Origin of the sequence: Micromonospora sp. NBC_00617, assembly GCF_045161355.1 — a bacterium.
Classification (GTDB): Bacteria; Actinomycetota; Actinomycetes; order Mycobacteriales; family Micromonosporaceae; genus Micromonospora.
The window spans coordinates 6728723-6753659 of the sequence record NZ_CP107751.1 but is presented as its reverse complement, the minus strand read 5'-3'; the positions used below and the strand labels follow the sequence as shown (position 1 = coordinate 6753659).

Annotated in this window: 20 protein-coding genes and 1 pseudogene; 8 read left to right on the top strand and 13 right to left on the bottom strand. The window is 71.2% G+C overall.

Going from position 1 to position 24937, the window contains the following annotated elements; genetic code table 11:
- Positions 1-72: 72 nt before the first annotated feature.
- Positions 73-618: a DUF4190 domain-containing protein gene (locus tag OG505_RS31390; RefSeq protein ID WP_405429564.1), complete on the top strand. Its 546-nt coding sequence runs from the start codon at positions 73-75 to the stop codon at positions 616-618.
- Positions 619-692: 74 nt separating this feature from the next.
- Here OG505_RS31390 and OG505_RS31385 read toward each other — a convergent pair whose 3' ends face one another.
- Positions 693-2012 (bottom strand): DUF6350 family protein, encoded by a 1320-nt coding sequence (locus OG505_RS31385; RefSeq protein ID WP_405429563.1) that lies wholly within the window; start codon positions 2010-2012, stop codon positions 693-695.
- A 198-nt stretch (positions 2013-2210) separates the two neighbouring features.
- Here OG505_RS31385 and OG505_RS31380 point away from each other — a divergent pair, with 198 nt between their 5' ends.
- On the top strand, positions 2211-2477 hold the full coding sequence (locus tag OG505_RS31380; RefSeq protein ID WP_355247036.1) for a DUF4190 domain-containing protein: 267 nt from the start codon (positions 2211-2213) through the stop codon (positions 2475-2477).
- 63 nt (positions 2478-2540) lie between these two features.
- Here OG505_RS31380 and sucD read toward each other — a convergent pair whose 3' ends face one another.
- From sucD to OG505_RS31365, 3 genes are all read right to left on the bottom strand, one after another.
- Positions 2541-3428 (bottom strand): succinate--CoA ligase subunit alpha, encoded by an 888-nt coding sequence (gene sucD / locus OG505_RS31375; RefSeq protein ID WP_405429562.1) that lies wholly within the window; start codon positions 3426-3428, stop codon positions 2541-2543.
- 2 nt (positions 3429-3430) lie between these two features.
- Positions 3431-4609 (bottom strand): ADP-forming succinate--CoA ligase subunit beta, encoded by a 1179-nt coding sequence (sucC, locus tag OG505_RS31370; protein WP_405429561.1) that lies wholly within the window; start codon positions 4607-4609, stop codon positions 3431-3433.
- A 455-nt stretch (positions 4610-5064) separates the two neighbouring features.
- Positions 5065-5469, bottom strand: a complete 405-nt coding sequence (locus OG505_RS31365; protein ID WP_393052800.1) for a cobalamin B12-binding domain-containing protein — start codon at positions 5467-5469, stop codon at positions 5065-5067.
- Positions 5470-5910: 441 nt separating this feature from the next.
- Here OG505_RS31365 and OG505_RS31360 point away from each other — a divergent pair, with 441 nt between their 5' ends.
- Entirely contained in the window at positions 5911-6618 is a 708-nt protein-coding gene (locus OG505_RS31360; protein WP_405429560.1) for a M23 family metallopeptidase, read from the top strand.
- A gap of 273 nt (positions 6619-6891) precedes the next feature.
- Positions 6892-7659, top strand: coding sequence for a M23 family metallopeptidase (locus OG505_RS31355; protein WP_405429559.1), 768 nt, complete (start codon positions 6892-6894; stop codon positions 7657-7659).
- Between the two features lie 106 nt (positions 7660-7765).
- On the opposite strand, the gene pcrA is transcribed toward OG505_RS31355, so the two are convergent.
- Positions 7766-10171 (bottom strand): DNA helicase PcrA, encoded by a 2406-nt coding sequence (gene pcrA, locus OG505_RS31350; protein ID WP_405429558.1) that lies wholly within the window; start codon positions 10169-10171, stop codon positions 7766-7768.
- A 313-nt stretch (positions 10172-10484) separates the two neighbouring features.
- On the opposite strand from pcrA, the gene OG505_RS31345 reads away from it, so the two are divergent.
- On the top strand, positions 10485-10874 hold the full coding sequence (locus OG505_RS31345; protein WP_405429557.1) for a chorismate mutase: 390 nt from the start codon (positions 10485-10487) through the stop codon (positions 10872-10874).
- Between the two features lie 133 nt (positions 10875-11007).
- Here the strand turns inward: OG505_RS31345 and OG505_RS31340 are convergent, their stop codons facing one another.
- The 8 genes from OG505_RS31340 to OG505_RS31305 all read right to left on the bottom strand — a co-directional run bounded on the left by OG505_RS31340 (position 11008) and on the right by OG505_RS31305 (position 20708).
- Positions 11008-12021 (bottom strand): ABC transporter ATP-binding protein, encoded by a 1014-nt coding sequence (locus OG505_RS31340; RefSeq protein WP_405429556.1) that lies wholly within the window; start codon positions 12019-12021, stop codon positions 11008-11010.
- Positions 12014-13042, bottom strand: a complete 1029-nt coding sequence (locus tag OG505_RS31335) for an ABC transporter ATP-binding protein (protein ID WP_405434829.1) — start codon at positions 13040-13042, stop codon at positions 12014-12016. The genes OG505_RS31340 and OG505_RS31335 overlap by 8 nt, the downstream gene beginning before the upstream one ends.
- A gap of 25 nt (positions 13043-13067) precedes the next feature.
- Entirely contained in the window at positions 13068-14027 is a 960-nt protein-coding gene (locus OG505_RS31330; protein WP_405429555.1) for an ABC transporter permease, read from the bottom strand.
- Positions 14020-14946: an ABC transporter permease gene (locus tag OG505_RS31325; protein WP_405429554.1), complete on the bottom strand. Its 927-nt coding sequence runs from the start codon at positions 14944-14946 to the stop codon at positions 14020-14022. The genes OG505_RS31330 and OG505_RS31325 overlap by 8 nt, the downstream gene beginning before the upstream one ends.
- Before the next feature lie 149 nt (positions 14947-15095).
- Positions 15096-16736 carry an ABC transporter substrate-binding protein gene (locus OG505_RS31320; RefSeq protein WP_405429553.1) on the bottom strand — a complete coding sequence of 547 codons (1641 nt, stop codon included), beginning with the start codon at positions 16734-16736 and terminating at the stop codon, positions 15096-15098.
- Between the two features lie 663 nt (positions 16737-17399).
- A complete protein-coding gene (locus OG505_RS31315; RefSeq protein ID WP_405429552.1) occupies positions 17400-18563 on the bottom strand; it encodes a thioester domain-containing protein in 1164 nt (387 codons plus the stop codon).
- Between the two features lie 190 nt (positions 18564-18753).
- Positions 18754-19440: a response regulator transcription factor gene (locus OG505_RS31310; RefSeq protein ID WP_039906898.1), complete on the bottom strand. Its 687-nt coding sequence runs from the start codon at positions 19438-19440 to the stop codon at positions 18754-18756.
- Positions 19441-19442: 2 nt separating this feature from the next.
- Positions 19443-20708, bottom strand: coding sequence for a PspC domain-containing protein (locus tag OG505_RS31305; RefSeq protein WP_405429551.1), 1266 nt, complete (start codon positions 20706-20708; stop codon positions 19443-19445).
- A 159-nt stretch (positions 20709-20867) separates the two neighbouring features.
- Between OG505_RS31305 and OG505_RS31300 the strand changes: the two genes are divergently transcribed.
- The 3 genes and pseudogenes from OG505_RS31300 (at position 20868) to OG505_RS31290 (ending at position 24905) form a co-directional block, all read left to right on the top strand.
- Positions 20868-22820 carry a PspC domain-containing protein gene (locus tag OG505_RS31300; RefSeq protein ID WP_405429550.1) on the top strand — a complete coding sequence of 651 codons (1953 nt, stop codon included), beginning with the start codon at positions 20868-20870 and terminating at the stop codon, positions 22818-22820.
- A pseudogene (locus OG505_RS31295) lies at positions 22817-23000 on the top strand (hypothetical protein); the annotation flags it as partial. The gene OG505_RS31300 and the pseudogene OG505_RS31295, both read left to right, overlap by 4 nt.
- A gap of 651 nt (positions 23001-23651) precedes the next feature.
- Complete coding sequence (locus OG505_RS31290) at positions 23652-24905, top strand: phosphatidylserine decarboxylase (RefSeq protein ID WP_405429549.1); 1254 nt, start codon at positions 23652-23654, stop codon at positions 24903-24905.
- Positions 24906-24937: the final 32 nt, after the last annotated feature.

Genomic DNA, 24937 nt, shown 5'->3' with positions numbered 1-24937 from the left:
AGGTGGTCTGACCGCGATCATGGATGGGAACAACAGCAGCAACTGACGGAACCAGTCCAAGGAGCTTCTCGAATGCAGCCCGGCAACCCCGGTCAGGACCCGTACGGCCAGCAGCCCAACCAGGATCCGACCGCACCCCAGCCGCCGCACGACCCGTACGCCCCGCCGCCGGCCGCCCCGTACGGCCAGCAGCCCACCTCGGGTCAGCCCTACGGCCAGCCCACCTCGGGCCAGCCGTACGGCCAGCAGCCGGCGGCTCCGTACGGCCAGCAGCCGCAGGACCCGTACGGCCAGCAGCAGCCCTACGGTGGCGCCCCGACGTACCCGAACGCCGGTTACCCGCAGCAGCAGGGCCAGAACAACACCCTCGGCCTGGTGTCGATGATCCTCGGCATCGCGTCGATCCCGCTGATCTGCTGCCTCTACCTGGGCATCCCGGTGGGTATCGCGGGCGTGGTGACCGGTTACCTCGCGAAGCAGAAGGTCGCCCAGGGCCAGGCCAGCAACGCCGGCCAGGCCAAGACCGGCCTGATCTGCGGCGCGGTCGGCGTCGGCCTGGGCATCCTGCTGTTCATCCTCAGCATCGTGGCGAACGTCAACCTGCCGACCGAGCCCTGAGAAAACCCTGCTCCGACGGGGCGCTCCGGATCCGTCCGGGGCGCCCCGCGCCGTCTCCGCACCACGTCGACCGGTCAGGTTCCGGGGCGTACTGGCGGTGGTTGAGCGGCGCGCGGGCTCCGGGCGAGCACCCGGGTGGCGGCGGCGCCGAGCAGCGCGCCGACCGCGACGACACCGGCCGCCACCGCGCCGACCTGCCAGGCCACCGGCCCGAGCTGCGCCAGCCGCCCCGCGCCGAGCGGCCCACCGGAGGCCGCGGCGGCGACGCCGAGCAGCACGCCGGCCACCGGCCCGGCCAGCGCCGCTGACGCCAACAGTTCCACCCAGCGCCGCGGCGGCCGCTCCGGCCCGGCGGACCGGGCCAGCCGGCGGGCGAGCAACCAGCCGGCGACCATCCCGGCCAGCACCGGCACCGCGAGCAGCAGGGCGCCGAGGCCGTCCACCGGGCCGCGCGGCAGGCCAGCGAGCAACGGTACGGCCGGCAGCGCGCCGACCGACACCTCACTGGTGCGCACGGCCGTGTCGACGCCGACCGCGAAGCCCGGCCCGAGCAGATAGCTGGTCGACCAGACCGCGGCGTTCGGCGCGTACGCCACGCTGACCAGGGTGATCCCGGCCTGCCCGGCCACTCCGGTCCGGTACGCGCCGATCATGTCCGCGGCGTCACCGCCGCCCATGGCCACGGCCAGGCCGGCCGCGCCGGCGCCCGCCCCGAGCAGGAGGAGCGCGGCCACCAGCCCGGTGCGTACGCCGTCGCGCAGCGGGCCGGGTATCCGGGTGACGAGCAGCCGGGTCACAGCGGTGATCCGGATCGCGCCGACCAGCGCGCCGAGCGTGCCGACCACCGCGAACGTGGCCGCCGCCCGCACCGGAGAGACCTGCGGCCCGCCCGCGCCGATCAGCACCGCGGCGAGCGCGCCGAACAGCGCGTACGCCAGACCGACCGTTGCGGCGGCGATCAGCGCGCGGCGCGGTGAGCGGGTGTCGCGGGCGCCGATCGCGCGGCTCACGTGCACGCCGGCCCGGGTCAGTCGCCAGAGCGCGAGCACGGTGAGCGCCAGCGGGGCGAGCCCGAACGGGCCCGCCTCGGTGTGCAGCGGCACCCCGTGCCCCACCAGCCAACCGGCCAGCGCGGTGCGCAGGGTGCCGCCCAGCGTGGTGGAGTCCGCGCCGAGCTGGACCAGGCCGAGCACGATGGCGACCGGCAGGTACGAGGTGAGAGCCGCCCCGGCCGCGGCCACCCCCGCGGCGACGGCGAGCGGCGCACGCCCACGCGGCGACCCACCGGCACGCGGCGCGGGAACCCGCCGACGGGGCGCGGCGCGGTCGACCGGCCGGTCGTCGGCGCGCACGCCGCCGGCACGGCTGGGTGGGTCAGGGGTGACGGGGGACATCCGCTCTACTCTGGCACGTCGCGCGGGCGGTGGCAGTCCGTTAACCCGCCCCGGAGGGCGGCGAGTTGGGCGAACCGGGGCCGGATCCGCCCCGTCGGGTCTAGCGTCGGGCCAGAGGGGGTGGCCGTCGCCGCCGCCCGGGTCTCGCTCGCCGGTCGCGGCCCGGGGCCCGCCGCCCACGACCGCCCGGAGGTAGCCGTGACGACCGCATACCCACCGCCCCCACCACCGCCGGCCAGGGGACGCGACCGCACCACGCTCTGGGGCGTGCTGGGCATCGTCCTCGGCCTGATCTGTTGCGGCATCCTCGGCATCATCTTCGGCTACCTGTCACTGCGCGACGCGCGGCGCAACGGCCAGTCGCCGGTTCTCGGCTACCTCGCCATCGCGTTCGGCGTGATCAACATCATCGGCGGCTCGATCCTGCGTCTCACCGGCAACTACCCGTTCTGGAACAACGACTGATCCAGCGGTACGACGAAGGGGCCGACCAGAACCGGTCGACCCCTTCGGTGTTGCCGTCCCGGCTCAGTTGCCGGACATGATCTCCCGCATCAGCTTCGCGGTCTCGGTCGGCGTCTTGCCGACCTTGACGCCGACGGCTTCGAGCGCCGCCTGCTTCGCCTCGGCGGTACCGGCCGAGCCGGAGATGATCGCCCCGGCGTGACCCATGGTCTTGCCGGGGGGCGCGGTGAAGCCGGCGATGTAGCCGACCACCGGCTTGGTGACGTTGCCCTTGATGAACTCGGCGGCCCGCTCCTCGGCGTCGCCACCGATCTCACCGATCATCACGATGGCGTCGGTCTCCGGGTCGGCCTCGAACGCCTTGAGGGCGTCGATGTGCGTGGTGCCGATGATCGGGTCACCGCCGATGCCGACGCAGGTGGAGAAGCCGATGTCACGCAGCTCGTACATCATCTGGTAGGTCAGCGTGCCGCTCTTGCTGACCAGGCCGATCCGGCCGGAGCCGGTGATGTCGGCCGGGATGATGCCGGCGTTGGAGGCGCCCGGCGAGGCGATGCCGGGGCAGTTCGGCCCGATGATCCGGGTCCGCTCGCCCTGCGCGAGGTTGTACGCCCAGAACGCGGCGGTGTCGTGCACCGGCACGCCCTCGGTGATCACCACGGCCAACGGAATCGCGGCGTCGATCGCCTCGACCACGGCGGCCTTGGTGAACTGCGGCGGCACGAAGATGACCGTGACGTCGGCCCCGGTCTCGGCCATGGCGTCCGCCACGGACGCGAAGACCGGCAGCTCGGTGCCGTCGAAGTCGACCTTCTGGCCCGCCTTGCGCGGGTTGACGCCGCCCACCACGTTGGTGCCGGCGGCGAGCATCCGCCGGGTGTGCTTGGAGCCCTCGGAGCCGGTCATCCCCTGAACGATGACCTTCGAGTCCTTGGTCAGCCAGATAGCCATGATCAGACCCCCGCAGCTGCCAGCTCGGCGGCCCGCTCGGCCGCGCCGTCCATGGTGTCCACCCGCTGTACGAGCGGGTTGTTCGCGCCGTCCAGGATCGCCCGGCCGGCCTCGGCGTTGTTGCCGTCGAGCCGGACGACGAGCGGCTTGGTGACCTTCTCGCCGCGCTGCTCCAGCAGGGCGAGCGCCTGGATGATGCCGTTGGCGACCTCGTCGCAGGCGGTGATGCCGCCGAAGACGTTGACGAAGACGCTCTTCACGGCCGGGTCGGAGAGCACGATCTCCAGCCCGTTCGCCATCACGGCGGCGCTCGCGCCGCCGCCGATGTCGAGGAAGTTGGCCGGCTTGACGTTGCCGTGCCGCTCACCGGCGTACGCGACGACATCGAGGGTCGACATGACCAGACCCGCGCCGTTGCCGATGATGCCGACCTCGCCGTCGAGCTTGACGTAGTTGAGGTCCTTGGCCTTGGCGGCCTGCTCCAGCGGGTCCACGGCGGCCTGGTCGACCAGGGCCTCGTGGTCCGGGTGCCGGAACGCGGCGTTCTCGTCCAGCGTGATCTTCGCGTCGAGCAGCAGCAGCCGCCCGTCGCCGTTCTTCGCGAGGGGGTTGACCTCGACCAGGGTGGCGTCCTCGGCGACGAACGCCTGCCACAGGCCGACGGCCACTTCGACGACCTGGTCGGCGACCTCGGCCGGGAAACCGGCGGCGGTGACGATCTCCCGCGCCTTGGCCTCGTCGACGCCGGTGTTCGCGTCGATCGGCGCCTTGACCACGCGGTCGGGGGTCTCGGCGGCGACCTGCTCGATGTCCATACCGCCGGCCACGCTGGCGATGCAGAGGAAGGTGCGGTTCGCCCGGTCGAGCAGGTACGAGAAGTAGTACTCCTCGGCCACGTCCGCCGTCACCGTGATCATGACCTTGTGGACGGTGTGGCCCTTGATGTCCATACCGAGGATGTCGGTGGCGCGGGCCACCGTCTCCTCGGCGCCCTCGGCCAGCTTGACGCCGCCAGCCTTACCTCGGCCGCCGACCTTCACCTGTGCCTTGACGACCACGCGACCGCCGAGGCGATCGGCGATCGCTCGGGCCTCTTCCGGGGTAGTGGCGACGCCGCCGGCCAGCACGGGCAAGCCGTGCCGCTCGAACAGGTCCCGCCCCTGGTACTCGTACAGGTCCACGATTGCGCGTCCCGTCCCGTCTCCGCGGCGCGCCGTCGCGCCGCCACCAGCGTTCAGAAAACAGTTTGACGCCTGTCATCAGTTGAAACAGGCCATTGGCGGCAGCCTAGCGAGGTAGGCACCGCCGGCAACCGAGCGGGTGCACGGTGTGCGGTAATGCACAACTCAGTGTCGAGTGGGGCGGATTCCGGCCGCGCCGTGGCGGGCATCAATCGTCCGGACGATGTTGGCGAGGGTCCGTAACCCGCCCGTCGGGGCGTCGTTGAGTCAGGTGTCGGCGCGCTGAGCAGCGCAAAGACGGGATACGGCCGATGCCCTGTCGGTCGAGGGGTGGCGGCGGGGCATCGTGCATAGAGGGGCCGGACGTGTGAGGGGTGCGTCCGGCCCCTCCCCCGTGCCCAGATTCGGTCGGCGCAGCGGACCGGCGTGGCCGGCTCGGCGCAGCGGACCGGGTCTCAGGCGACCGGCTGCGCGACGTTCTGCCGGACCCACTCGACGATCGCCTGCGTGGTGGCGCCCGGCGTGAAGATCTTCGCGACGCCCAGCTTCTCCAGCTCGGGGATGTCGCCGTTGGGAATGATGCCGCCACCGAACACGACGATGTCCCGGGCGTCGCGCTCGGCCAACAGCTCCAGCACCCGACGAAAGAGCGTCATGTGCGCGCCGGAGAGTACGGAGAGACCGACGGCGTCGGCGTCCTCCTGGATGGCCGTCTCCACGATCTGTTCGGGCGTCTGGTGCAGGCCGGTGTAGACGACCTCCATCCCCGCGTCGCGCAGGGCACGGGCGACGACCTTCGCGCCACGGTCGTGGCCGTCCAGACCTGGCTTCGCGACGACGACCCGAATACGAGAGCTCATCAGCGCACACCTTTCACCGGCTCCACGGCCTTCACCTGAACGAACGGTAACTCGCCCGGCCGGGGCCGGGAAATCCGGGCTGGAAACACGTCCAACATTTCTGCCGCGCCCGGACACGGCCGTCGGCACCGTCGATCGAGGCCGCCGCACCGGGGCCCCGGCGTCAAGCCGGACGACTCCGCCGAATCGGTCACGCTCGGCGACGAACGGATGGTTACGGGGGCACCGTTCGACGGCACGATGCATGACAATCTCTGACGCAAACGGACAGATCGACACGCCAATTCGGCGCTCTGGCTTGTGGGTCGCCTGGTGGTTGGCTAACGTGTCCACGGTTGTCATCAGGTCCATGGACGGGTGACGACGCGGTCGGCAGACGTTCATTTGAGCTTCACGGACGTCCCACCGACCGCTTCGGAACCCCGACAACGGAGGGTGTGCGTGCGCCAGCGCCTGTCGTCTGAGCCCGATCGATATCGCGGTCGCCGCCGCGTACCCACCCCCCCGCGCAGCCGTTACGCGGCCGTCGTCACCACCGCCTTCGTCGGCGCGGGCATCGTCGCGCTGGGCGCGTCGGCCCTGCCCGACGCCAAGGACGTCAGCCCGACCGTGCTCGACGAGCTCAAGCAGGCGTCGATCACCAGCCAGGACGTCGCGGCCCGTGCGGACAACGCCGAGCGCGCCTCCCGGGACAGCCGCACGAAGGAAGCGGTCGAGCCCGAGGTCTGGATGCTGCCGCTGCAGGGCTACGACTTCAACTCCCCGTACGGCATGCGGTGGGGCAAGCTGCACACCGGGGTCGATCTGGTCGTCCCCGAGGGCACCCCGTACGTGGCGGTCCACGACGGTCTGGTCACCAAGGCCGGCTGGTTCGGCGGCTACGGCTACGCGGTGATCGTCCAGCACGCCGACGGCAGCGAGGCCATCTACGGTCACTCCTCCGCGCTCAGCGTCAAGGAGGGTCAGCAGGTCAAGGCGGGCGACCAGCTTGGCCTGGTGGGCCAGACCGGCCACGCCTACGGCACCCACCTGCACCTTGAGCTGCATGTCAAGGGCGCGCCGATCGACCCCGTTCCGTACCTGCAGGAGCGCGGAGTGGACATCAAGCTGCAAGTCGAGGCAATCTACAGCGAGGTAGCGGGTTCCTGACGCTGGGTACTGCCCGTTGACCGCCCGGATCTGCTGATCCGGGCGGTTTTTTCGGCTCGGCCCGCGACTGATGTCTGCTGGATCACAGGACGGACTGTGACCGACCGCACGGCACGGCATGATCACTTTTCCGGACGGACCGCTTCAGACCGGCGCATACCAGGTCAGCCGGCCTGCCGCCCCCGGTTCGGACGCGCGGTCCCGGACGGTCGTCCCGCTCGGCCCGACACCAGTATTTCGAGGTCAAGTGCCCCTCGACTGTGAAGGTCCGCCGTGCAGGAAGACAGCCCCGTCCAGAACGAGAACACCCCCGACACCACCGTCGAGCAGCCGCGACGTGCCCGCCGGCGGAACCGCCTCATCGTGGTCGGCGCGGTCGCGCTGGTCGCCCTCGGCCTGGGCGGGGTCGCCGTCGCCACCTCCGGCCCCGACCGGCCGGCGTCCACCGCCGTCTCGCTCGACGCCCAGTCCCGCGCCGAGGCCGCCAGCCGGGCCGACCGCTCGGCCCGTGAGTCGAGCGCGCCGGCGTCGGCGTCGGCCAGCCCGACCGTGAGCCCGTCGACGGCCAGCGCCAGCCCGACACCGACGAAGACGGCCACCGCCAAGCCGAAGCCGAAGCCGAAGAAGACCACCAGGCCGACGGCCGCCTGGGTCGACCCGATGCCGGGCGCCTCGGTCACCTCCTGCTACGGCCCGCGCTGGGGCACCCTGCACGCCGGGATCGACCTGGCGCTGCCCTCGGGGACCCCCATCCGCGCTGCGGCCGCCGGCACAGTCACCCAGGCCGGCGACGCCGCGGACGGGTACGGCAACTCCGTCTTCATCGACCACGGCAACGGCTACCTGACCCACTACGCCCACCAGAGCCGCATCGCGGTCACCGTCGGGCAGGCGGTCAAGGCCGGCCAGGTCATCGGCTACGAGGGCGCCACGGGCGACTCCACGGGCCCGCACCTGCACTTCGAGGTGCACCAGGGCATGTGGAACCAGATCGACCCCGCGCCGTTCATGCGCGCGCACGGCGTCGACCTGGGCTGCTGATCCAGCCCTACTGCGCCGATCTTGCACTTGCTGTCCCGACACAAAGGGCATACCACCCATGTTGACGACCGGAACTGCAAGATCGGCGCAGTAGCGGCGCGGTGGGTCAGAGCTTGTCGACCGGGGCGTGTCGCAGGACCAGCCACATGGTCTGGTCGCCGAAGTCGATCTGCGCGCGGGCGCCCGGGCCGTGCCCCTCCACGGCGAGCACGCGCCCCAGCCCGTAGCGCTGGTGGTTGACCCGGTCGCCGGCGGCCACCTTCGGCCCCTGCGGCAACTCGCTGGCCGTGGTGAGGCGGCTGCCGTCCACGCCGAGCCGCTGGGCCAGCTGCGCCGCCTTCGGGGTGCCGCCGGTGAAGGTGCCCCGACCGCCGGGCGCACGGTCGGCACGGCCGCCGACGCCGCCGCCCCCGCCGGCCCACGAGGTGTACGACCCCTCGGTGCGCTCCCAGCGCACCAGCTCCGGTGGCAGCTCCTCGAGGAACCGCGACGGCGGGTTGTAGGACGGCTGCCCCCAGGCCGAGCGGGTCACCGCCCGGGAGAGGTAGAGCCGCTGTCGGGCGCGGGTGATGCCCACGTACGCCAGTCGGCGCTCCTCCTCCAGCTCGCGGGTGTCGCCCAGCGAGCGCAGGTGCGGGAACACGCCGTCCTCTAGCCCGGTCAGGAAGACCACCGGGAACTCCAGGCCCTTGGCGGTGTGCAGCGTCATGAGGGTGACGACGCCCTGGTGATCGGGGTCGTCGGAGGGGATCTGGTCGGCGTCGGCCACCAGCGCGACCTGCTCCAGGAAGCCCGCCAGGGTGGCCCGGTCCCCGTCGGCGCCGGTCGCCTCGATCCGCTCGGTGTACTCCCGGGCGACGCTGACCAGTTCCTGGAGGTTGTCCACCCGGCCCGCGTCCTGCGGGTCCAGGCTCTCCTCCAGCTCGGTGAGGTAACCCGAGCGGGTCAGCAGGGCCTCCAGCACCTCCTCCGGAGTGCCGGTCTCGGCCAGCTCGCGCGCGCCGTCGAGCAGCGCCACGAAGTCGGCGATGCCGTTGGCCGCCCGGGTGGAGATGCCGGGCGCCTCCCGGGCCCGGCGCAGCGCCGCGCCGAAGGAGATCCGATCACGGCTGGACAGTGCCTCGACGCACGCCTCCGCGCGGTCGCCGATTCCCCGGCGGGGGGTGTTCAGCACCCGCCGCAGGCTCACCGTGTCGTCGTCGTTGACCACCGAGCGCAGGTACGCGAGAGCGTCGCGGACCTCCTTGCGCTCGTAGAAGCGCACCCCGCCGACCACCTTGTACGGCAGGCCGGCGCGGATGAACACCTCCTCGAAGACGCGGGACTGGGCGTTGGTGCGGTAGAAGACCGCGACGTCACCGGGGCGTGTCTCGTCGGCGTCGACCAGCCGGTCGATCTCCCGGCCCACCCAGTCCGCCTCGGCGTGCTCGGTGTCGGCCACATAGCCGACGATCCGCTCGCCGTCACCGGCCTCGCTCCACAGCCGCTTCGGCTTGCGGGAGGTGTTCCGGTCGATCACCGCGTTGGCCGCGTTGAGGATGGTCTGGGTGGAGCGGTAGTTCTGCTCCAGCAGGATCGTCCGCGCGTCGGTGAAGTCCCGCTCGAACTCCAGGATGTTGCGGATCGTCGCGCCCCGGAACGCGTAGATCGACTGGTCGGCGTCACCGACCACGCACAGCTCGGCCGGCTCCAGCCCGTCGGTGCCGGAGACCAGCTCCTTGATCAGGACGTACTGGGCGTGGTTGGTGTCCTGGTATTCGTCGACAAGCACGTGCCGGAACCGCCGCCGGTAGCTCTCCGCGACGTGCGGGTGGGACTGGAGCAGGTGCACCGTCGTCATGATCAGGTCGTCGAAGTCCAGCGCGTGCGCCTCGCGCAGCCGGCGCTGGTACAGCGTGTACGCCTCGGCGAGCGCCCGCTCGTTGGGCCCGCTGGCCCGCGCGGCGAACTGCTCCGGGTCGACCAGCTCGTTCTTGAGGTTGGAGACCTGGGCGGCCAGACCACGCGCCGGGTAGCGCTTCGGGTCGAGATCCAGCTCGCGGGTGACCAGCTGCATCAGGCGACGGGAGTCGTCCGCGTCGTAGATCGAGAACGTCGATTTGAGGCCGGCGTGCTCGTGTTCGGCGCGCAGGATGCGGACGCACGCCGAGTGGAACGTCGACACCCACATCAGTCGGGCCCGTGGGCCGACCAGAGCGGCGACCCGCTCCTTCATCTCGCCGGCCGCCTTGTTGGTGAAGGTGATGGCGATGATCTCACCGGGATGCACGTCCCGTGCGGCGAGCAGGTAGGCGATCCGGTGGGTGAGCACCCGGGTCTTGCCGGACCCCGCGCCGGCCACGATCAGCAACGGGGAACCGGCGTGGCTGACGGCGTCGCGCTGCGGCCCGTTCAGCCCGGCGAGGAGCTGCTGCGGATCGAGGCGGACGGGGGCCGACCCGGGCCGGTGCGGACGGGCCGGCGCGGACTCCGGCGCGGGCGGGGACGCGGGAATGTCGAAGAGAGGATGCATCGCGTGCCAAGTCTATGCCGCCAGCCGGACACTTCCCGACCGCGCCGTCCGCCAGGCCGGGCCGCCGTGCCGGTGCCGGAAGCACACGAGCGGGCCGCCCTTTGCGCCGGAATCCTTGCGCGCCGGCCACCGGCGTGGGCATACTCGACGGCGTGATCGCTGCGCGCTACTACTTTTACTACGGCACCGGGAGTCCGGCTGCCGTAGGTCGCGCCTGATCGACAGACCTGCGAAAAGCCCCGGGCTCCTGGAGTCCGGGGCTTTTTCCGTCCCGGGTTCCGGGCACCGGGCACCACAGCACGAGAGGTACCCGATGATGACAGACGTGGTGGAGCAGAACGGTGGCCCGGCCGGGCCGGGGACGGGACAGCCCTCGCCGAGCGGGAGCGTGCCGGAGGTGGTGCCTTCGGTGCGCAGCGGCGACCCGTCCGAGGCACGGACCGGCACCGTGGAGCCGACCGCCGCTGCGCGGATCGTGCAGATCAGAGAACGGATCGACGAGATCGACCAGGCGTTGATCGCGCTCTGGCAGGAGCGGGCCGCGCTGTCGCAGGAGGTCGGGGCGACCCGGATGGCCTCCGGTGGCACCCGCCTGGTGCTCTCCCGCGAACGGGACATCCTGGAGCGCTTCCGGCTCGCGCTCGGCGCCGACGGCACCCAACTGGCGCTGCTGCTGCTGCGCGCGGGCCGCGGGCCGCTCTGAGGCGCCTCGGCGGGCCGCCGGTGGGGTCGGAGTCGACCGGCGGTTCGGGAGCGTGTCGGCCCGCTCAGCGGGCCCCGGACAGACGAAACCGCCTGCCGTCGTCGTGGTGACGTCGGCAGGCGGTTCCGGTGACTCACACCTCGTGGGTGGCGACGATCTCGCGCCGCTCCGCGAAGTGGCAGGCGCTCGGGTGGTCCGAGTCGCGCCGGATCTCCAGCAGCGGGACCTGCTCGGCGCAGACCTCCTGCGCCTTCCAGCAGCGGGTCCGGAACCGGCAGCCCGAGGGCGGGCTGATCGGCGACGGCACGTCACCCGTGAGCCGGATGATCGTCTTGTTGTTCCGCTGGGTCGGGTCCGGCACCGGCACCGCCGAGAGCAGCGCCTGAGTGTACGGGTGGGTCGGCCGCTCGTAGATCTCGTCCTCGGTGCCGATCTCGACGATCTTGCCGAGGTACATCACCGCGACGCGGTCCGAGAGGTGGCGGACCACCGACAGGTCGTGGGCGATGAAGATGTACGAGAGCCCCAGCTCGCCCTGCAGCTTCTCCAGCAGGTTCATCACCTGGGCCTGGATGGAGACGTCCAGCGCCGAGACCGGCTCGTCGCAGACGATGATCTCGGGCCGCAGCGCGAGCGCGCGGGCGATGCCGATGCGCTGACGCTGACCGCCGGAGAACTGGTGCGGGTACCGGTTGATGTGCTCCGGGTTGAGCCCGACCAGGTCGAGCAACTCCCGGACCTTGGCCCGGCGGCTGCCCTTCGGCGCCACCTCGGGGTGGATCTCGAACGGCTCGCCGAGCAGGTCACCGACCGTCATCCGCGGGTTCAGCGAGGTGTACGGGTCCTGCATGACCAGCTGGATCTGCCGGCGCAGGCGCCGCAACGCCGGACCGGAGAGCTTGGAGGTGTCCTGACCCTTGTAGACCACGCTGCCGGCGGTCGGCTTCTCCAGGTTCATCAGAACCCGGGCGAGGGTCGACTTGCCGCAGCCGGACTCGCCGACCACGCCGAGCGTCTCGCCGGCCCGCAGGCCGAACGAGACCCCGTCGACGGCCTTGACCTGGCCGACGGTCTTCTTGAACACCACGCCCTGAGTGACGGGGTAGTGCTTGACCAGGTCACGGACCTCGAGGATGTTCTCAGACACGGTTCACCAGCTCCTCGGCGAAGTGGCAGGCGCTGGCCCGGGCGGGGCCCACCTGGAGCAGCGGGGGGATCTTCTCCCGGCACACCGGCTGAGCCATGGGGCAACGCGGGTTGAACGGGCAGCCCGGCGGGATGTTCATCAGGTTCGGCGGGAGACCCTTGATCGTCCGGAGCTGCTGCCCCTTCTCGTCGAGGCGCGGGATCGAGTCGATCAGACCCAGCGTGTACGGGTGCGCCGGCTTGGCGTACAGGTCGTACACGTCGGCTTCCTCGACGATGCGGCCCGCGTACATGACCGCGATCCGGTCCGCGACGTCGGCGACCACGCCGAGGTCGTGGGTGATCAGGATCATGCCCATCTGCCGCTCACGCTGAAGCTCCGCGAGCAGGTCCATGATCTGGGCCTGCACGGTCACGTCGAGCGCGGTGGTCGGCTCGTCCGCGATCAGCACCTCCGGGTCGAGCGCCAGCGACATCGCGATCATCGCGCGCTGCCGCATACCGCCGGAGAACTGGTGCGGATAGTTGTTGAAGCGCCCCTTGGCGTTCGGGATCTTGACCTGGTCGAGCATCTCGATCGCGCGCTTCTTGGCCTCCGCGCGACCCATGCCCCGCCGGACCCGGAACTGCTCGGCGATCTGGAACCCGACAGTGAAGACCGGGTTCAGCGCGGAGAGCGCGTCCTGGAAGATCATCGCGATGCCCTCGCCGCGGAGGCGACGGCGCTCCTCGTCGGACATGCGCAGCATGTCCTTGCCGTGGAAGCGGACCTGCCCGCCGGTGACGAAGCCGGGAGGCGTGTCGAGGATGCCCATGATGGTCTGCGCCGTGACGCTCTTACCGGAGCCGGACTCGCCGAGCACGGCGAGGGTCTCCCCCGCGTCGACGTGGTACGTGACTCCGTTGATGACCTTTGCGATGCCGTCCCGGGTGCGGAACTCCACCCGCAGATCGTCGACCTCGAGCAGTCGGCCGGAGGGACGTCCGGACCCGCCGGGTCCCGGCGCGGACTGCTCGGACACGAGAATGTCGGACACTGGATCTCCCCTAGCGGAGTTTCGGATCGAGGGCCTCGCGGACCGCTTCACCGAGCATCACGAAGCTCAGCACGGCGGCGACGAGGAACGCGGCGGGGAAGAAGACAAGCCCCGGTGCGACCCGGATGAAATCCTTACCCTCGCTGATCATGATGCCCCAGGACACCACCGGCGACTTCAGGCCAACACCCAGGAACGACAGGGTGGCCTCGGCGCCGATGAACGAGCCGACCATGATCGTGCCGTAGACCAGCAGCGGGGCCAGGCAGTTCGGCAGCAGGTGCTTGAGGATGATCCGGCCGGTGCCGGCACCCAACGCGCGGGCCGCGATGATGTAGTCGGCATCCCTGGTGGCGAGCACCGAGGAGCGCATCAGGCGCATCACGACCGGCCAGCTCAACACGATCAGCGAGATCGTCACCAGGCCCATGATCTCGGCCTTGCTGTTGTTGCTGCCGGAGCCGTTGAACGTGGTCAGGATGACGATCGCACCCAGCACGAACGGAACCCCGAAGAAGACGTCGCCGACCCGGCTGAGCAGAGCGTCCACCCAACCGCCGCGGTAGCCCGCGATGATGCCCATGGTGCCGCCGACCAGCAGGGTGCCGATCACGGAGAGCACGGCGACCACGATAGAGGCACGCGCCCCGTAGATGACCCGGGCGTAAACGTCCTGGCCCTGCAGGTTGTACCCGAACCACGCGTCACCGGACGCCTTGTTGAGGCTGCGCTCCAAAGTGCCGTAGCTCGGATCTTCCTGCGCGAACAGTTGCGGGAAGGCCGCCATCAGCAGGAAGATCACGATGATCGTCGCGGAGATCCAGAATAGCGGCTTGCGGCGCAGGTCCCGCCAGGCGTCACCGAGCAGGCCGCGCGGCTTCTCGTTGCCCTGCGGCCCGGGGGCGGCGGGGGTCTCGGTCGGCTGGGCGGACGGGGTGCTGACGATCGAAGCGGTACTCGGGTCACTCATAACGGATCCTCGGGTCCAGGGCGGCGTAGAGCAGGTCGACCAACAGGTTCATCAACAGATAGACGACCACCAGTACGACTACGATGCCAACCACGGTAGCGCTTTCCTTGGTGACGATCGCGCGGTAGACCTCGCGGCCGATTCCGTTGATGCCGAAGATGCCCTCGGTGACGATCGCGCCGCCCATCAGTGCGCCGAGGTCGGTGCCGAGCAGGGTGACGACCGGGATGAGCGAGTTGCGCAGCAGGTGCACACCCACCACCCGCCGCATCGGCAGGCCCTTGGCGATCGCGGTGCGCACGTAGTCGGCGCGGCGGTTCTCCGCGATGCTCGTGCGCGCGACCCGGGCGATGTACGCCACTGACGCGCTACCCAGCACGAAGCCCGGCACGATCAGCTCAGACCACCGCATCTCGGAGGAGACGGTCGGCTTGATGATGTGCCACTGCACGCCCAGTAGCCACTGCAGCACGAAGCCGACGACGAACACCGGCAGCGCGAGCAGGAAGAGGGTCGAGACGAGGACCAGGTTGTCCAGGAAGCCGTTGCGGCGCAGACCGGTCAGGATGCCGGCGCCGAGGCCGATCACGGCCTCGATGGCGAGCGCGACCAGGGCGAGCTTGAGCGTGTTGGGGTACGCCGTGGCGATGATGTCGCCGATGTCGCGCTGCGAGAACGTCTGGCCGAAGTCGCCCTGGAGCAGGTTCTTCATGTAGTTGCCGTACTGCACGAAGACGTTCTGGTCCAGGTGGTACTTCTCGGTCATGTACGCCATGTACTGGTCCGGGCAGCGGCGCTCGCCGCACTTGCCGGCGAACGGATCGCCCGGGACGGACCAGACGAGCCAGTAGATCAGGAAGGTCGAGCCGATGAAGACGGGCACGAGTTGGAGCAGCCGTCTCAACAGATAACGGCCCATGGGGTGGTCCTCCAGACAGGGGGCGCGTCGGACGGCCGACACGGTGGTGACAACGTGGCGAGTGGAGTGCTGTGGCATCCACTCGCGGAACGGCCCCGGGTCGGGCTCACCGGTTGTGGCGAGCCCGACCCGGGGTCAAACCGTTCGGATCAGAGCTCGACCGAGGTGATGTCGAGTTCGCCGACGTTGTTCAGCTCGAGCTTCTTGATCTTCTCCGAGTGGCCGGACTGCTGGCCGTAGAAGTAGACCGGGATGCTCGGGACGTCCTGGTCAACCAGCTCGACGGCCTTGGCGAAGGCCTCGTGCGAAGCCTCCAGGCTCGGCGCGGCGCTGGCCTGCTTGGCCAGGGCGTCGACCTCGGGGTTGCTGTACAGGCCGTCGTTGGACGAGCCACCCTTGACGAAGAGCGGGTTGACCCAGTTCTCCACGTCCGGGTAGTCCTGCTGCCAGGCGGCACGGTACGGGCCGGTCATCTTGTGGGCGTTGATGTTCTGGCGGAACACCGCGAAGGTCGGGACGCCCTCGGCCCGCGCGTCGATGCCGAGGTTGGTCTTGACCTGCTGCGCAACCGCGTCCATCCAGTCCTTGTGGCTGGAGTCCGAGTTGTAGTAGAAGACCATTTCGCCGGTGAAGCCGCCGGCCTCGGTCAGCAGCTGCTTGGCCGTGGTCGGGTCGAACTTGCAGGCGGTGCAGTTGTCCGGCTTGGCGCCCGGGGTCAGCGGGTTCGCCCAGCTGTTGGCCGGCTTGCGGGTGCCGAAGAAGATCTTGTCCGAGATCTCCTGCCGGTTGATCGACAGCGAGACCGCACGACGCAGCTTCGGGTCCTGGAAGCGCTTGTCGTAGATCGGGAACGCGATGAACGCGGTCGACGGCGTGACGGTGTTCAGGCCGCGGTCACCGAGGTCGGTCTTCCACTTGTCGCCGGCGAGCGCCGAGGTGGGGACGACCTCCATGAAGTCAAGGTTGTTGGCCAGCAGGTCGGCGTAGGCCGCCGTCTCGTCCTGGTACAGCTTGACGTCGACGTCCTTGATCTTCATCTTGTCGCGCAGGCTGTAGTCGTCGAAACGAGTCAGCTTGATGAGGACGTTGTCCTGCCACGACACGAACTTCACCGGGCCGTTGCCGATCGGCTTCTTGCCGAACTCCTCGGGCTTCATGGTGAAGAACGCGTCCGGCAGCGGCATGAACGCGGCGTAGCCGAGCTTGGTCGGGAAGACCGCGGTCGGGGCGGCGAGGGTGACCTCGAAGGTCTGCTCGTCGATGACCTTCAGACCGGACAGCTCCTTGGCCGTCGGCTCCGGGGCCTTCTTCGGGCCGTCCGGGCCATCCGGGTCCTCGGTGTAGGTCTTGTCGAAGCCCGCGATGTCCGAGAAGAAGGTGCCGTTCTGCGCGCCGTTCGGCGAGTACGCGGCCCAGTTCCAGGCGTCGACGAAGTTCTTCGCCTTCACCTCGGTACCGTCGTGGAACTTGGTACCCTTCTTGATCTTGATCGTGAAGACCTTGGAGTCCTTGGTGTCGATGGACTCGGCCAGCGCGTTGCGCGGGGCCCCACCGTCGTTGGGGTACTCGACCAGGCCGGTCCACAGCCAGTCGATGACCTTGCCGCCGCCGGTCTCCGTGGTGTTCGACGGAACCAGCGGGTTCTCCGGCTGGACGCCGTGGATGACGATCGAGCCATCCTTGCTGGCGGCGGCGTCGCCGTCGCCGTCACCGCTCGAGCAACCGCTCGCGACAAGCGCGGCAGCCGCGCTGAGCGCGATCGCGCTCGTCGCCCGCTTCGAGACTCTCATTCCGAGGGGCCTCCTCTTTCTAACCTGGTTCCGTCGTGGGTTTCACGCACGTTTGGGGGGTGACACCGCCCGACCACCCCGGGGCGGGGGTCGCCGGGACCACAGGGAAGTTTGGGACACCCCTGATGTTCCGATCCGCCGGGCTCCCCCACCCGACGAGGCACGACCCTACGCAGGCGACACAGCCACGAACCCGCCGGGAACAGCGGAGGTCGTGGTCGTGGGCCGTACGGAGTGCCACACACCGAGGGTGAGGTGCTGCCACTGTGACACCCACTGGCCTCTTCCGTGAAGGTGCCGTTATCAAGCCGTTAGTTGCCCGCCACGTTGCCGATACTTGAAAAATGGTCATAAAACGGTCGGGGTGGGTCTCTCCGGCCTGGAAGTACATGACCTGCTGGGACGCTCGCGCCCCGCCCAGGCTCGGCTTCTGTGAGCTTTTTCGCTTGACGACCACCCGGTCCGACGTCTGTCGCGGGCTCGACTTTCTTTGCCCGTCCGGACGAGGTCGACGTCGGCTGCACGGGCACCATGGCCGGCTGGGTGGACGAGGGTGCCGCAGACGGTTTTCTGATCATCAAGGAGCGACCGCGGCGGCTGCGACGACACCGGCCCCGGCGCCGCCTGGAGGCGGGGCCGGGGCCGGTGGTGTGGCGGGATGGATCAGGCGGTGAAGCGGACCTTGCGACGACGCACCAGAAGGACGGCCACCGCACCCGCGGCGAGCAGCAGCAGACCGGCGGTCGCCGCCGCCGCGATCGGCGAACCGGTCAGCGGCAGGCCGCCACCGTTGCTCGCCGGCGAGGTGGACGGGGCCGGGCTGGCCGGCTGCGCAGAGTCCGACGGCGTGGCCGACGGGGTGGCCGGCGAGGCCGACGCGCTCGGGGTCGACGTCGAGGTGGCCGGCGGCGGCGTGGGAACGGCGGTGAAGGTGGCCGATACCTGGGTGGTGACGGTGGCGCCGGTGCTGCCGCCGAGGATCAGCTTCTGCGCCTTCTTCGGGCCGGTGAACAGGAACACCCGGCCGAAGGAGACCGAGTCCTGCGCGGTCAGGGTCACGTTGACCGTGCCGGCGCCCTCGGCGGCCAGCCAGAACTGCCCGCCGTTGGTGGTCGTGGTGACCGACTTGCCCTCGGCGTCGACGGCGGTGCCGCCGGTGGCCACCACCGTGATGACGCCCGCCGGGCCCTTCACCGTGAACGGACCGGCCTTGCCGCCGACGGTCGCCGTGGCGCTGGCCGGGTCGACGGACAGCTCGGCACGCGGCTCCGGCTGGTCGGTGGCGCTGTTGACCAGGTAGTCACGAACGCCCTGGATCACGGCGTACTGATCGCGGGCGAGCAGACCCTTCTCCCAGGCGCCCAGCTCGATGCCGTCGCTGAAGTGCCAGACGGCGGTCTGGGTGCCGAAGTAGAGCAGCGTCTCCAGCTGCTTCTTACCGATCTTCGTCTGCACGCCGGCGGCGGCGAGGAGCTTGGTGGAGTCGGCGTTCGGGTAGCCGTGGGTGAGCACCCACTGGACCTTGCCGAGGTTCTGCACCTCGGACTCGTCCCAGCTGCCCTCCTCGTACTTGCCGTCGAGCTTCACGTTCGTGTGGTAATCGATGCAGAAGGCCGGCACCAGCTTGCCGTCGATCTTCAGAGCGAGCGCAGACGTGGTGCGCGTCTTGCCGTCGAGCTTCAGGGTGACCTGGCTGCCCTCGACCGCCTTGGCCACACCGGTGGCCGGAGCCGCGGCTGCGGCACCCGCGACGCCGAGCGCCAGCGCACCGCCGGCGACGGCCGCCAACGCGACCCGCGCCCAGTGTCGTCCTCGTTGTCCCAACATCAAGAGTGTGTACCTCTCCCCCAGGGGTGACCCGCGACCGCGGGCACGCGTGAGCCGCCGCCTCCGCGGGATGCCAACACCCACGCGCGGAAACGGGACCGGGGCAGTATGGGACGACGGGTGATCGTTTGTCAGCCCCACCCAGCGGCATCCGTGGCATCTGCCCGAAATGCCGGGGCGGAGGAATAGATCACACGAGCCGGCGGTCCGCCGCCCAGCGGGACAGTTCGTAGCGGTTGGACATCTGGAGCTTGCGCAGCACGTTCGACACGTGCGTCTCCACCGTCTTGATGGAAATGAACAGCTCCTTGGCGATCTCCTTGTACGCGTACCCCCGGGCGAGCAGGCGCAGCACCTCCCGCTCCCGGTTGGTGAGCTGGTCCAGCTCCGGGTCGGCCACCGGGGCGTCCGGCCGGGCCGCGAAGGCGTCCAGCACGAACCCGGCGAGCCGGGGGCTGAACACCGCGTCACCGTCGGCGACCCGACGGATCGCCGCGGCCAGCTCGTCCGGGGAGATGGTCTTGGTGACATAACCCCGGGCGCCGGCCCGGATCAACCCGATCACGTCCTCCGCCGCGTCGGAGACGCTCAGCGCCAGGAACTTGACCTGCGGATGGCTGCGCCGCATCGCCTCCAGCACGGCGCGGCCACCGCCGTCGGGCATGTGGACATCGAGCAGCACCACGTCCGGACCGGTGGCGGCGATCCGGGTGACCGCCTCGGCCACCGTGCTCGCCTCACCCACCACCTCGACGTGGGCGCCCAGCTCGGCACGCACCCCGGCGCGGAACATCGCGTGGTCGTCCACCAGGAACACCCGCAGGCGTTCCGGGCGGCTGGTCGCCGGGTCGAGGTGCTCCATCGGCTGCTCGGCCATGGTCATTTGTTCCTCTCCGCTGCGGACGAGTCCCGGGAGATCGGCAGGATCAACCGGACCTCGGTCCCCTCCCCCGGGCCGGACCGGATCTCGGCCCGTCCGCCGTGCCGCTTCATCCGTCCGATGATCGAACCGCGTACGCCGTGCCGGTGGTCCTCCACCGTATCCGGATCGAAGCCCTTGCCCCGGTCCCGGACGAAGACGCTGACCTGATCGGGCTCCACCTCGGCGTAGAGCGACACGGTCTGCACACCGGCGTGCCGGGCCGCGTTCACCAGCGCCTCCCGCGCGGCGGCGACCAGCGCGCCGACCTTCTCGTCAGTCTCCCGGTCGCCCACCACCACGGTCTCCACCGTGATCGCGAAGGTGTCCTCGACCTCGGCGGCGGCCTGCTCCAGGGCGGCCGCGAAGCGCTCGCTCGGTGACGCCGTGGGCTTGTAGAGCCAGTTGCGCAGCGAACGCTCCTGGCCTCGGGCCAACCGCTGCACCGTCTTGACGTCACTGGCGTTGCGCTGGATGAGCGCCAGCGTGTGCAGCACCTGGTCGTGCACCATCGCGGCCAGCTCGGCCCGCTCCTGCTCGCGGATGCGCCCCTCGCGCTCCGCGCGGAGCTGGCTGTACGTCCGCCAGAGCACCGGCGCGGCGACCACGCCGACCCCGGCCAACCCGACCAGCGCGAAGATCACCCCGTTGATCACCGCGTCGAAGTTCTGTGCCGGCGAGTAGACCGCCGCGACACCGATGATGCCGACCGCGACCAGCACCCCGCCGCCGATGAACCGGAGCACGAAGGCCCGCCGGTCACTCTCCTCGACGACCGCCCCGAGCCACGGGACCGGCATCGTGTCGCCCCAGCGCCGTCGCCGCTCGGGCGCCGACTGGTGCCAGATGACCCCGGCACCGACCGCGATGATGGCCACCAGCCAGCCGGCGGTGCCCGCCGCGCCGACCGAGTCGAAGACCATCACCTGGATCAGCAGGACACCGAGCCCGATCCCGACGAACGGCAGGAGCTGGGCCACCTCGCGTCGGGGCGGCACGGCGGTGTCACCGGGGCGCAGCGGCACCACCGCCCAGAAGGCCGCGTAGAGCAGCAGTCCGAGCCCGCTCAGCCCGAGCAGCACCATGAACGCGACCCGCACGCGCAGCACCGAGATGCCGAGGTGGTCGGCGATACCGGCGGCGACGCCCGCGGCCATCCGATGCTCGGGGGCGCGGTAGAGGCGCGGAGGCGGGGTCACGGTGCTGATCGCAGGCTCCCTGGTCACGGTGGCGGGCTGTCCGGAGGTCGGTGAGTCCGATCGTCACACGCCGCGGTGCTCGCCGACCACGGGGACGCCCCCGACATCCCGGCCGCTCGGATCTCAGGGTGGGGTCAGGGTCGGGTCCTGAGGTCGTTCGGGCGAAGCGGGCAGCAGGATCGAGGCATGACCGAGGAAGCTGCCCCGCCGCCCCGCCCCGGGTCGGCACAGCCGGGCGGTTCAGCACCGCCCGCACCAGCCGGGACGCCCGCCGACTGGACCGAGCCCACCACGTTCGGCCCGCCCGCCGGCACCGGCCCGGCCGCCGAACCGACACCCGGCGCGTACGAGCCTCCCAGCGCGACCTACGCGCCCGGCGCCGGCCACGCGCCGGGCACGGGGCCCGGCGCCGGCTACGCACCCGGCACGGGCTACGGGCCCGGCACGGGCTACGGGCCCGGCACGGGCTACGGGCCCGGCGCCGGCACGACCGGTGCCGGCTACGGGCCCGGCGGTGGCGCGGGTACGCCTCCGGGGCCCGGTGGGCCGGGGCCGTCCGTGGGGCCGCTGGGCGGCACCGGCTTCACCTCGCGGTACGGGCTGGTCCGGCCGCGTGACGGCCGTTACCTGGCCGGGGTCTGCGCCGCGATCGGACGAGCCACCAACACCGACCCGGTGCTCTGGCGGGTGCTGCTCGCGGTGCTCGGGTTCTTCGGCGGCATCGGCATCCTGGTGTACGTCGCCGCCTGGCTGATCATCCCGAACGAGGGCGACACGGCATCCCCGGTGGAGTCGATGCTGGGGCGCGGCCGTTCCAGCATGTCCCCGGTGACCGTGATCGTGCTGGGCATCCTGGTGGCGGCCAGCTTCGGCTACATCGTCACCGACGCCTTCCGGGCGGTGCTGCTCGGCGCGGCCATCCTGATCGGCGGCGCGTTGCTGCTCAACCGGGACAGCCGTGGACCACAGCCCGGCGTCCCGGGTGGACCGGTGCCGCCCACCCCGACCGGTACGCCACCCGGGCCGGTCCCGCCGGTCGCGTGGCCCGCCCCGACGCACGGCGCGGTGCCGTCCACCGGGCCGCTGGCGACCGCGCCGTTGGCGGGTGACGCTCCGGCGTACACCGCCGCGGCGCCGGGTGCGACGTCGAGCGCGCCCGTCCACGGCACCCGACCGTCCACCGCCCCGCAGCCGTTCGTCGGCGCACAGCCGGTGTCCGGGGCGGCGCTGTCGTCCGGGGCGGGGCCAATGTCCGGGCAGCCGGCCGGTGCCTCGACGGGACCGCAGGAGGCCACCTGGCCGGCACCCGAGCAGAACTGGCCGGGCAGCGGCACGGCCACCGAGGTCACTCCCACCACCGGCTGGCCGTCGGCGCCGGTGACACGCGTGGCCGCCGGTCCGTCCGGCTACCCGGTCTCGGCGACGCCGGGCGGGTACCGCCCACCGTTTGCGCCACACGGTCCGTACGCCGCGCCGGCACCGGCCGCGTACCCGCCGCCCAAGCCACCGAAGCCGCCGAAGCGGCCCCGGGAGCGTTCGCCGCTCGGCGCGGTGACCTTCTCGCTGATCTTCCTGGCCCTCGGCGTCGTCGCCCTGCTCGACCTGCTGGACGTCTTCGCCGTCAGCGCCTCGGCGTACTTCGCGGCCGCGTTGGCGACGATCGGGCTGGGGCTGCTGGTCGGCACCTGGTTCGGTCGGGCCCGCTGGCTGATCGCGCTCGGCCTGGTGACCGCCGCGGCGCTGGGAACCGCCACGGTCGCCGAATCCTACGACCGCATCCGCGGCGTGGACGGCGCGGTCACCTGGGCGCCCACCGACTACCGCGACCTCGCCGACCGCTACGAGAACAGCTTCGGTGACGCCGTGCTCGACCTGCGGGGCATCGACTTCACGAAGCAGGACAGCCAGGTGACCGTCGCGATCAACTTCGGTCAGGCGACCGTTGTCGTCCCGCCGAACGTGGACGTCACCACCGTGGCCGACGTCAACGCCGGCGACGCCACCATCTTCGGCAACCGTTCCGGCGGGATCGACGGTCGCCTGCGGGAGTCCACCGACCTGGGCGCGGACGGCCCCGGCGGCGGAAAACTGCGCCTGTACATCCACGTCAATGCCGGCAACCTGGAGGTGACCCGGTGAAGGCTCACCGTACGGACCTGCTCTCGTTCGCCTTCGGGCTGGTGTTCCTGGCGTTGTCGGCCTGGTGGCTGCTCGCCCAACTGCTCGGGCTCGCGCTGCCGCCGGTCGGCTGGTTCCTGGCCGGCGCGCTGATCCTGATCGGGATCTTCGGCCTGGTCGGCGCGTTGCGCTCCGGCCGACCCGGCCGCCCGGAGCCGAACGACGTCGCCGAACCGGCCACGATCGCGGCCCAGCAACCCGGCACGCCGACCTCGGCGTCCGCGCCGGTCACGACCGCCGCCGAGCCCGGCGTGCCGACCTCCGGGGTGCCCGCCCCGACCTCCGGAGCGGGCGTTCCGGCGTGGACCGCCGAACACTCCCCCTGGGATGCTTCCCTGCCGGGATCGACGTCAGAGGTCCCGACCGTGGCCATGCGGGCGCCGGAGGCGTCAACCGCCGAGATGCGGGTGCCGGAGGCGTCGACCGCCGAGATGCGGGCACCGGAGGCGTCGGCGGACGCCATCCACCCGGCCTGGCTGGCCCACGGCGCGTCGGAGCCGCAGGTTGCGCCGGTCTCCGGCCAGCCCGGCGACGGGACCGACGAGCCGACCCGCCCCGACCACCTCAGCACGGCGACCGGCGACGATCCGGCGGACGAGCGGGAGGGCCGACGGCGGGAATCCTGATCCGGCTGCCTGCCCGCAGCGGCCCGCACCACCTCCACGGCGGTGCGGCCGGCGCGGACAGGCGCATATGCTGACCGTGGAGATCTCGCCTCCGCCGGCCGGCCCGTCCCCGCCATGGCGGCCCCGCCGCGATTCCCGTCTCTACCCCGTCAGGAGCCCGCCCGACATGACGCAGTCCCCCGCCGTGCGTACCACCGGCCGGTCCGGTCCGGTCCGCATCGGCGAGCGAGCCGCCCGTACCCTCGTCACCGAGCTGGCCCGGATGAACGACCCGAAGGCCGCCCTGCTGGTCGGCGCGAGCCCGGAGTCCGCGGTGCTGGCCGCGGCCATCGAGGCGTTGCTCCCCGGTGACCAGCTCACCGTGGTGCCCGCCGACTCGTCCGGCGCCTCCGTGCTCCGCGAGCACGTCACCGCCCAGGGCCGATGGGTCGCCGACCGCGTCCGGGTGGTCGACTCGCTCGCCGACGCCGAGGCCGCCGCCGTGGTCATCGCCGGCGAGGCGTTCATCGGCACCGCCGAGGAGACCCGGAGCGGCATCGACGGGTTGTCCAAGTACCTGACCGACGGCGGCGTGCTGAGCGTGGCGACGACCGCGACGCCGGGCCGGACGACCGGCGCGGCCACCGAGCTGGCCCGCCACGACGCCCTCTACGGCGTCGGCGGGGACCTGGTGCTGCGGAACACACCGCCGGTACGGGTCTACCGGCTCCGGTTCACCCCGGCCAGCCCGGCCGCGGCCGACCGGTTGGCCCCGGCGTACCGGCCGTCGAGCGTGCCGCTGACCCGGGGAATGCACATCGACTCCAACGGGGTGGCCGCGGCGGGCATCACGCTGGGTCTGGCGGCGCTGGCCCGGGTGGCGCGTCCGTCGTCCAGGTTGTGGCTGCTGCCGGCGCTGGCCGCCGGGCCGGTCGCCGCGTTCTTCCGCGATCCCCAACGGGACGTCCCGGAGGACCCGAACGCCGTGGTGGCCAGCGCGGACGGCAAGGTTCTGTCGGTGCAGCGCCTGCACGACGAGCGTTTCGGCGACGGCGAGTGGCTGCGCGTCGCGGTCTTCCTCTCCGTGCTGGACGTGCACGTCAACCGGGCTCCGGTCGCCGGCAAGGTGGTGGACTACTTCGTCGCCGACGGCGGCTTCGTCAACGCGATGAAGCCAGACGCCGAGCACAACGTCGCCGCGTACACCGTCCTGGACACCAGCCGTGGCACGGTGGTGGTCGCGCAGCGGACCGGCCTGATCGCCCGCCGCATCGTGCAGCGTGCGCCGATCGGCGCGCTGCTGGCCAAGGGGGAGCGCTTCGGGCTCATCCGGTTCGGCTCGCGGACCGACGTCTACCTGCCGGCCGAGGCCGCGGACCCGTTGGTGGGGCCGGGCGACAAGGTGGTCGGCGGCTCCACGGTCATCGCCCGCTGGCGCTGACGCCGAGACGCGAAAAAGGGGCGCCGCTGTCC

Excerpts from the sequence above, each read along its gene's own strand:
- OG505_RS31320 (WP_405429553.1), bottom strand. The coding sequence starts at position 16,736 with ATGAGAGTCTCGAAGCGGGCGACGAGCGCGATCGCGCTCAGCGCGGCT.
- sucD (WP_405429562.1), bottom strand. The coding sequence starts at position 3,428 with ATGGCTATCTGGCTGACCAAGGACTCGAAGGTCATCGTTCAGGGGATG.
- OG505_RS31365 (WP_393052800.1), bottom strand. The coding sequence starts at position 5,469 with ATGAGCTCTCGTATTCGGGTCGTCGTCGCGAAGCCAGGTCTGGACGGC.
- OG505_RS31290 (WP_405429549.1), top strand. The coding sequence starts at position 23,652 with ATGACGCAGTCCCCCGCCGTGCGTACCACCGGCCGGTCCGGTCCGGTC.
- OG505_RS31345 (WP_405429557.1), top strand. The coding sequence starts at position 10,485 with ATGATGACAGACGTGGTGGAGCAGAACGGTGGCCCGGCCGGGCCGGGG.
- OG505_RS31390 (WP_405429564.1), top strand. The coding sequence starts at position 73 with ATGCAGCCCGGCAACCCCGGTCAGGACCCGTACGGCCAGCAGCCCAAC.
- OG505_RS31310 (WP_039906898.1), bottom strand. The coding sequence starts at position 19,440 with ATGGCCGAGCAGCCGATGGAGCACCTCGACCCGGCGACCAGCCGCCCG.
- OG505_RS31325 (WP_405429554.1), bottom strand. The coding sequence starts at position 14,946 with ATGGGCCGTTATCTGTTGAGACGGCTGCTCCAACTCGTGCCCGTCTTC.
- OG505_RS31330 (WP_405429555.1), bottom strand. The coding sequence starts at position 14,027 with ATGAGTGACCCGAGTACCGCTTCGATCGTCAGCACCCCGTCCGCCCAG.
- OG505_RS31315 (WP_405429552.1), bottom strand. The coding sequence starts at position 18,563 with ATGTTGGGACAACGAGGACGACACTGGGCGCGGGTCGCGTTGGCGGCC.
- pcrA (WP_405429558.1), bottom strand. The coding sequence starts at position 10,171 with ATGCATCCTCTCTTCGACATTCCCGCGTCCCCGCCCGCGCCGGAGTCC.
- OG505_RS31300 (WP_405429550.1), top strand. The coding sequence starts at position 20,868 with ATGACCGAGGAAGCTGCCCCGCCGCCCCGCCCCGGGTCGGCACAGCCG.
- OG505_RS31385 (WP_405429563.1), bottom strand. The coding sequence starts at position 2,012 with ATGTCCCCCGTCACCCCTGACCCACCCAGCCGTGCCGGCGGCGTGCGC.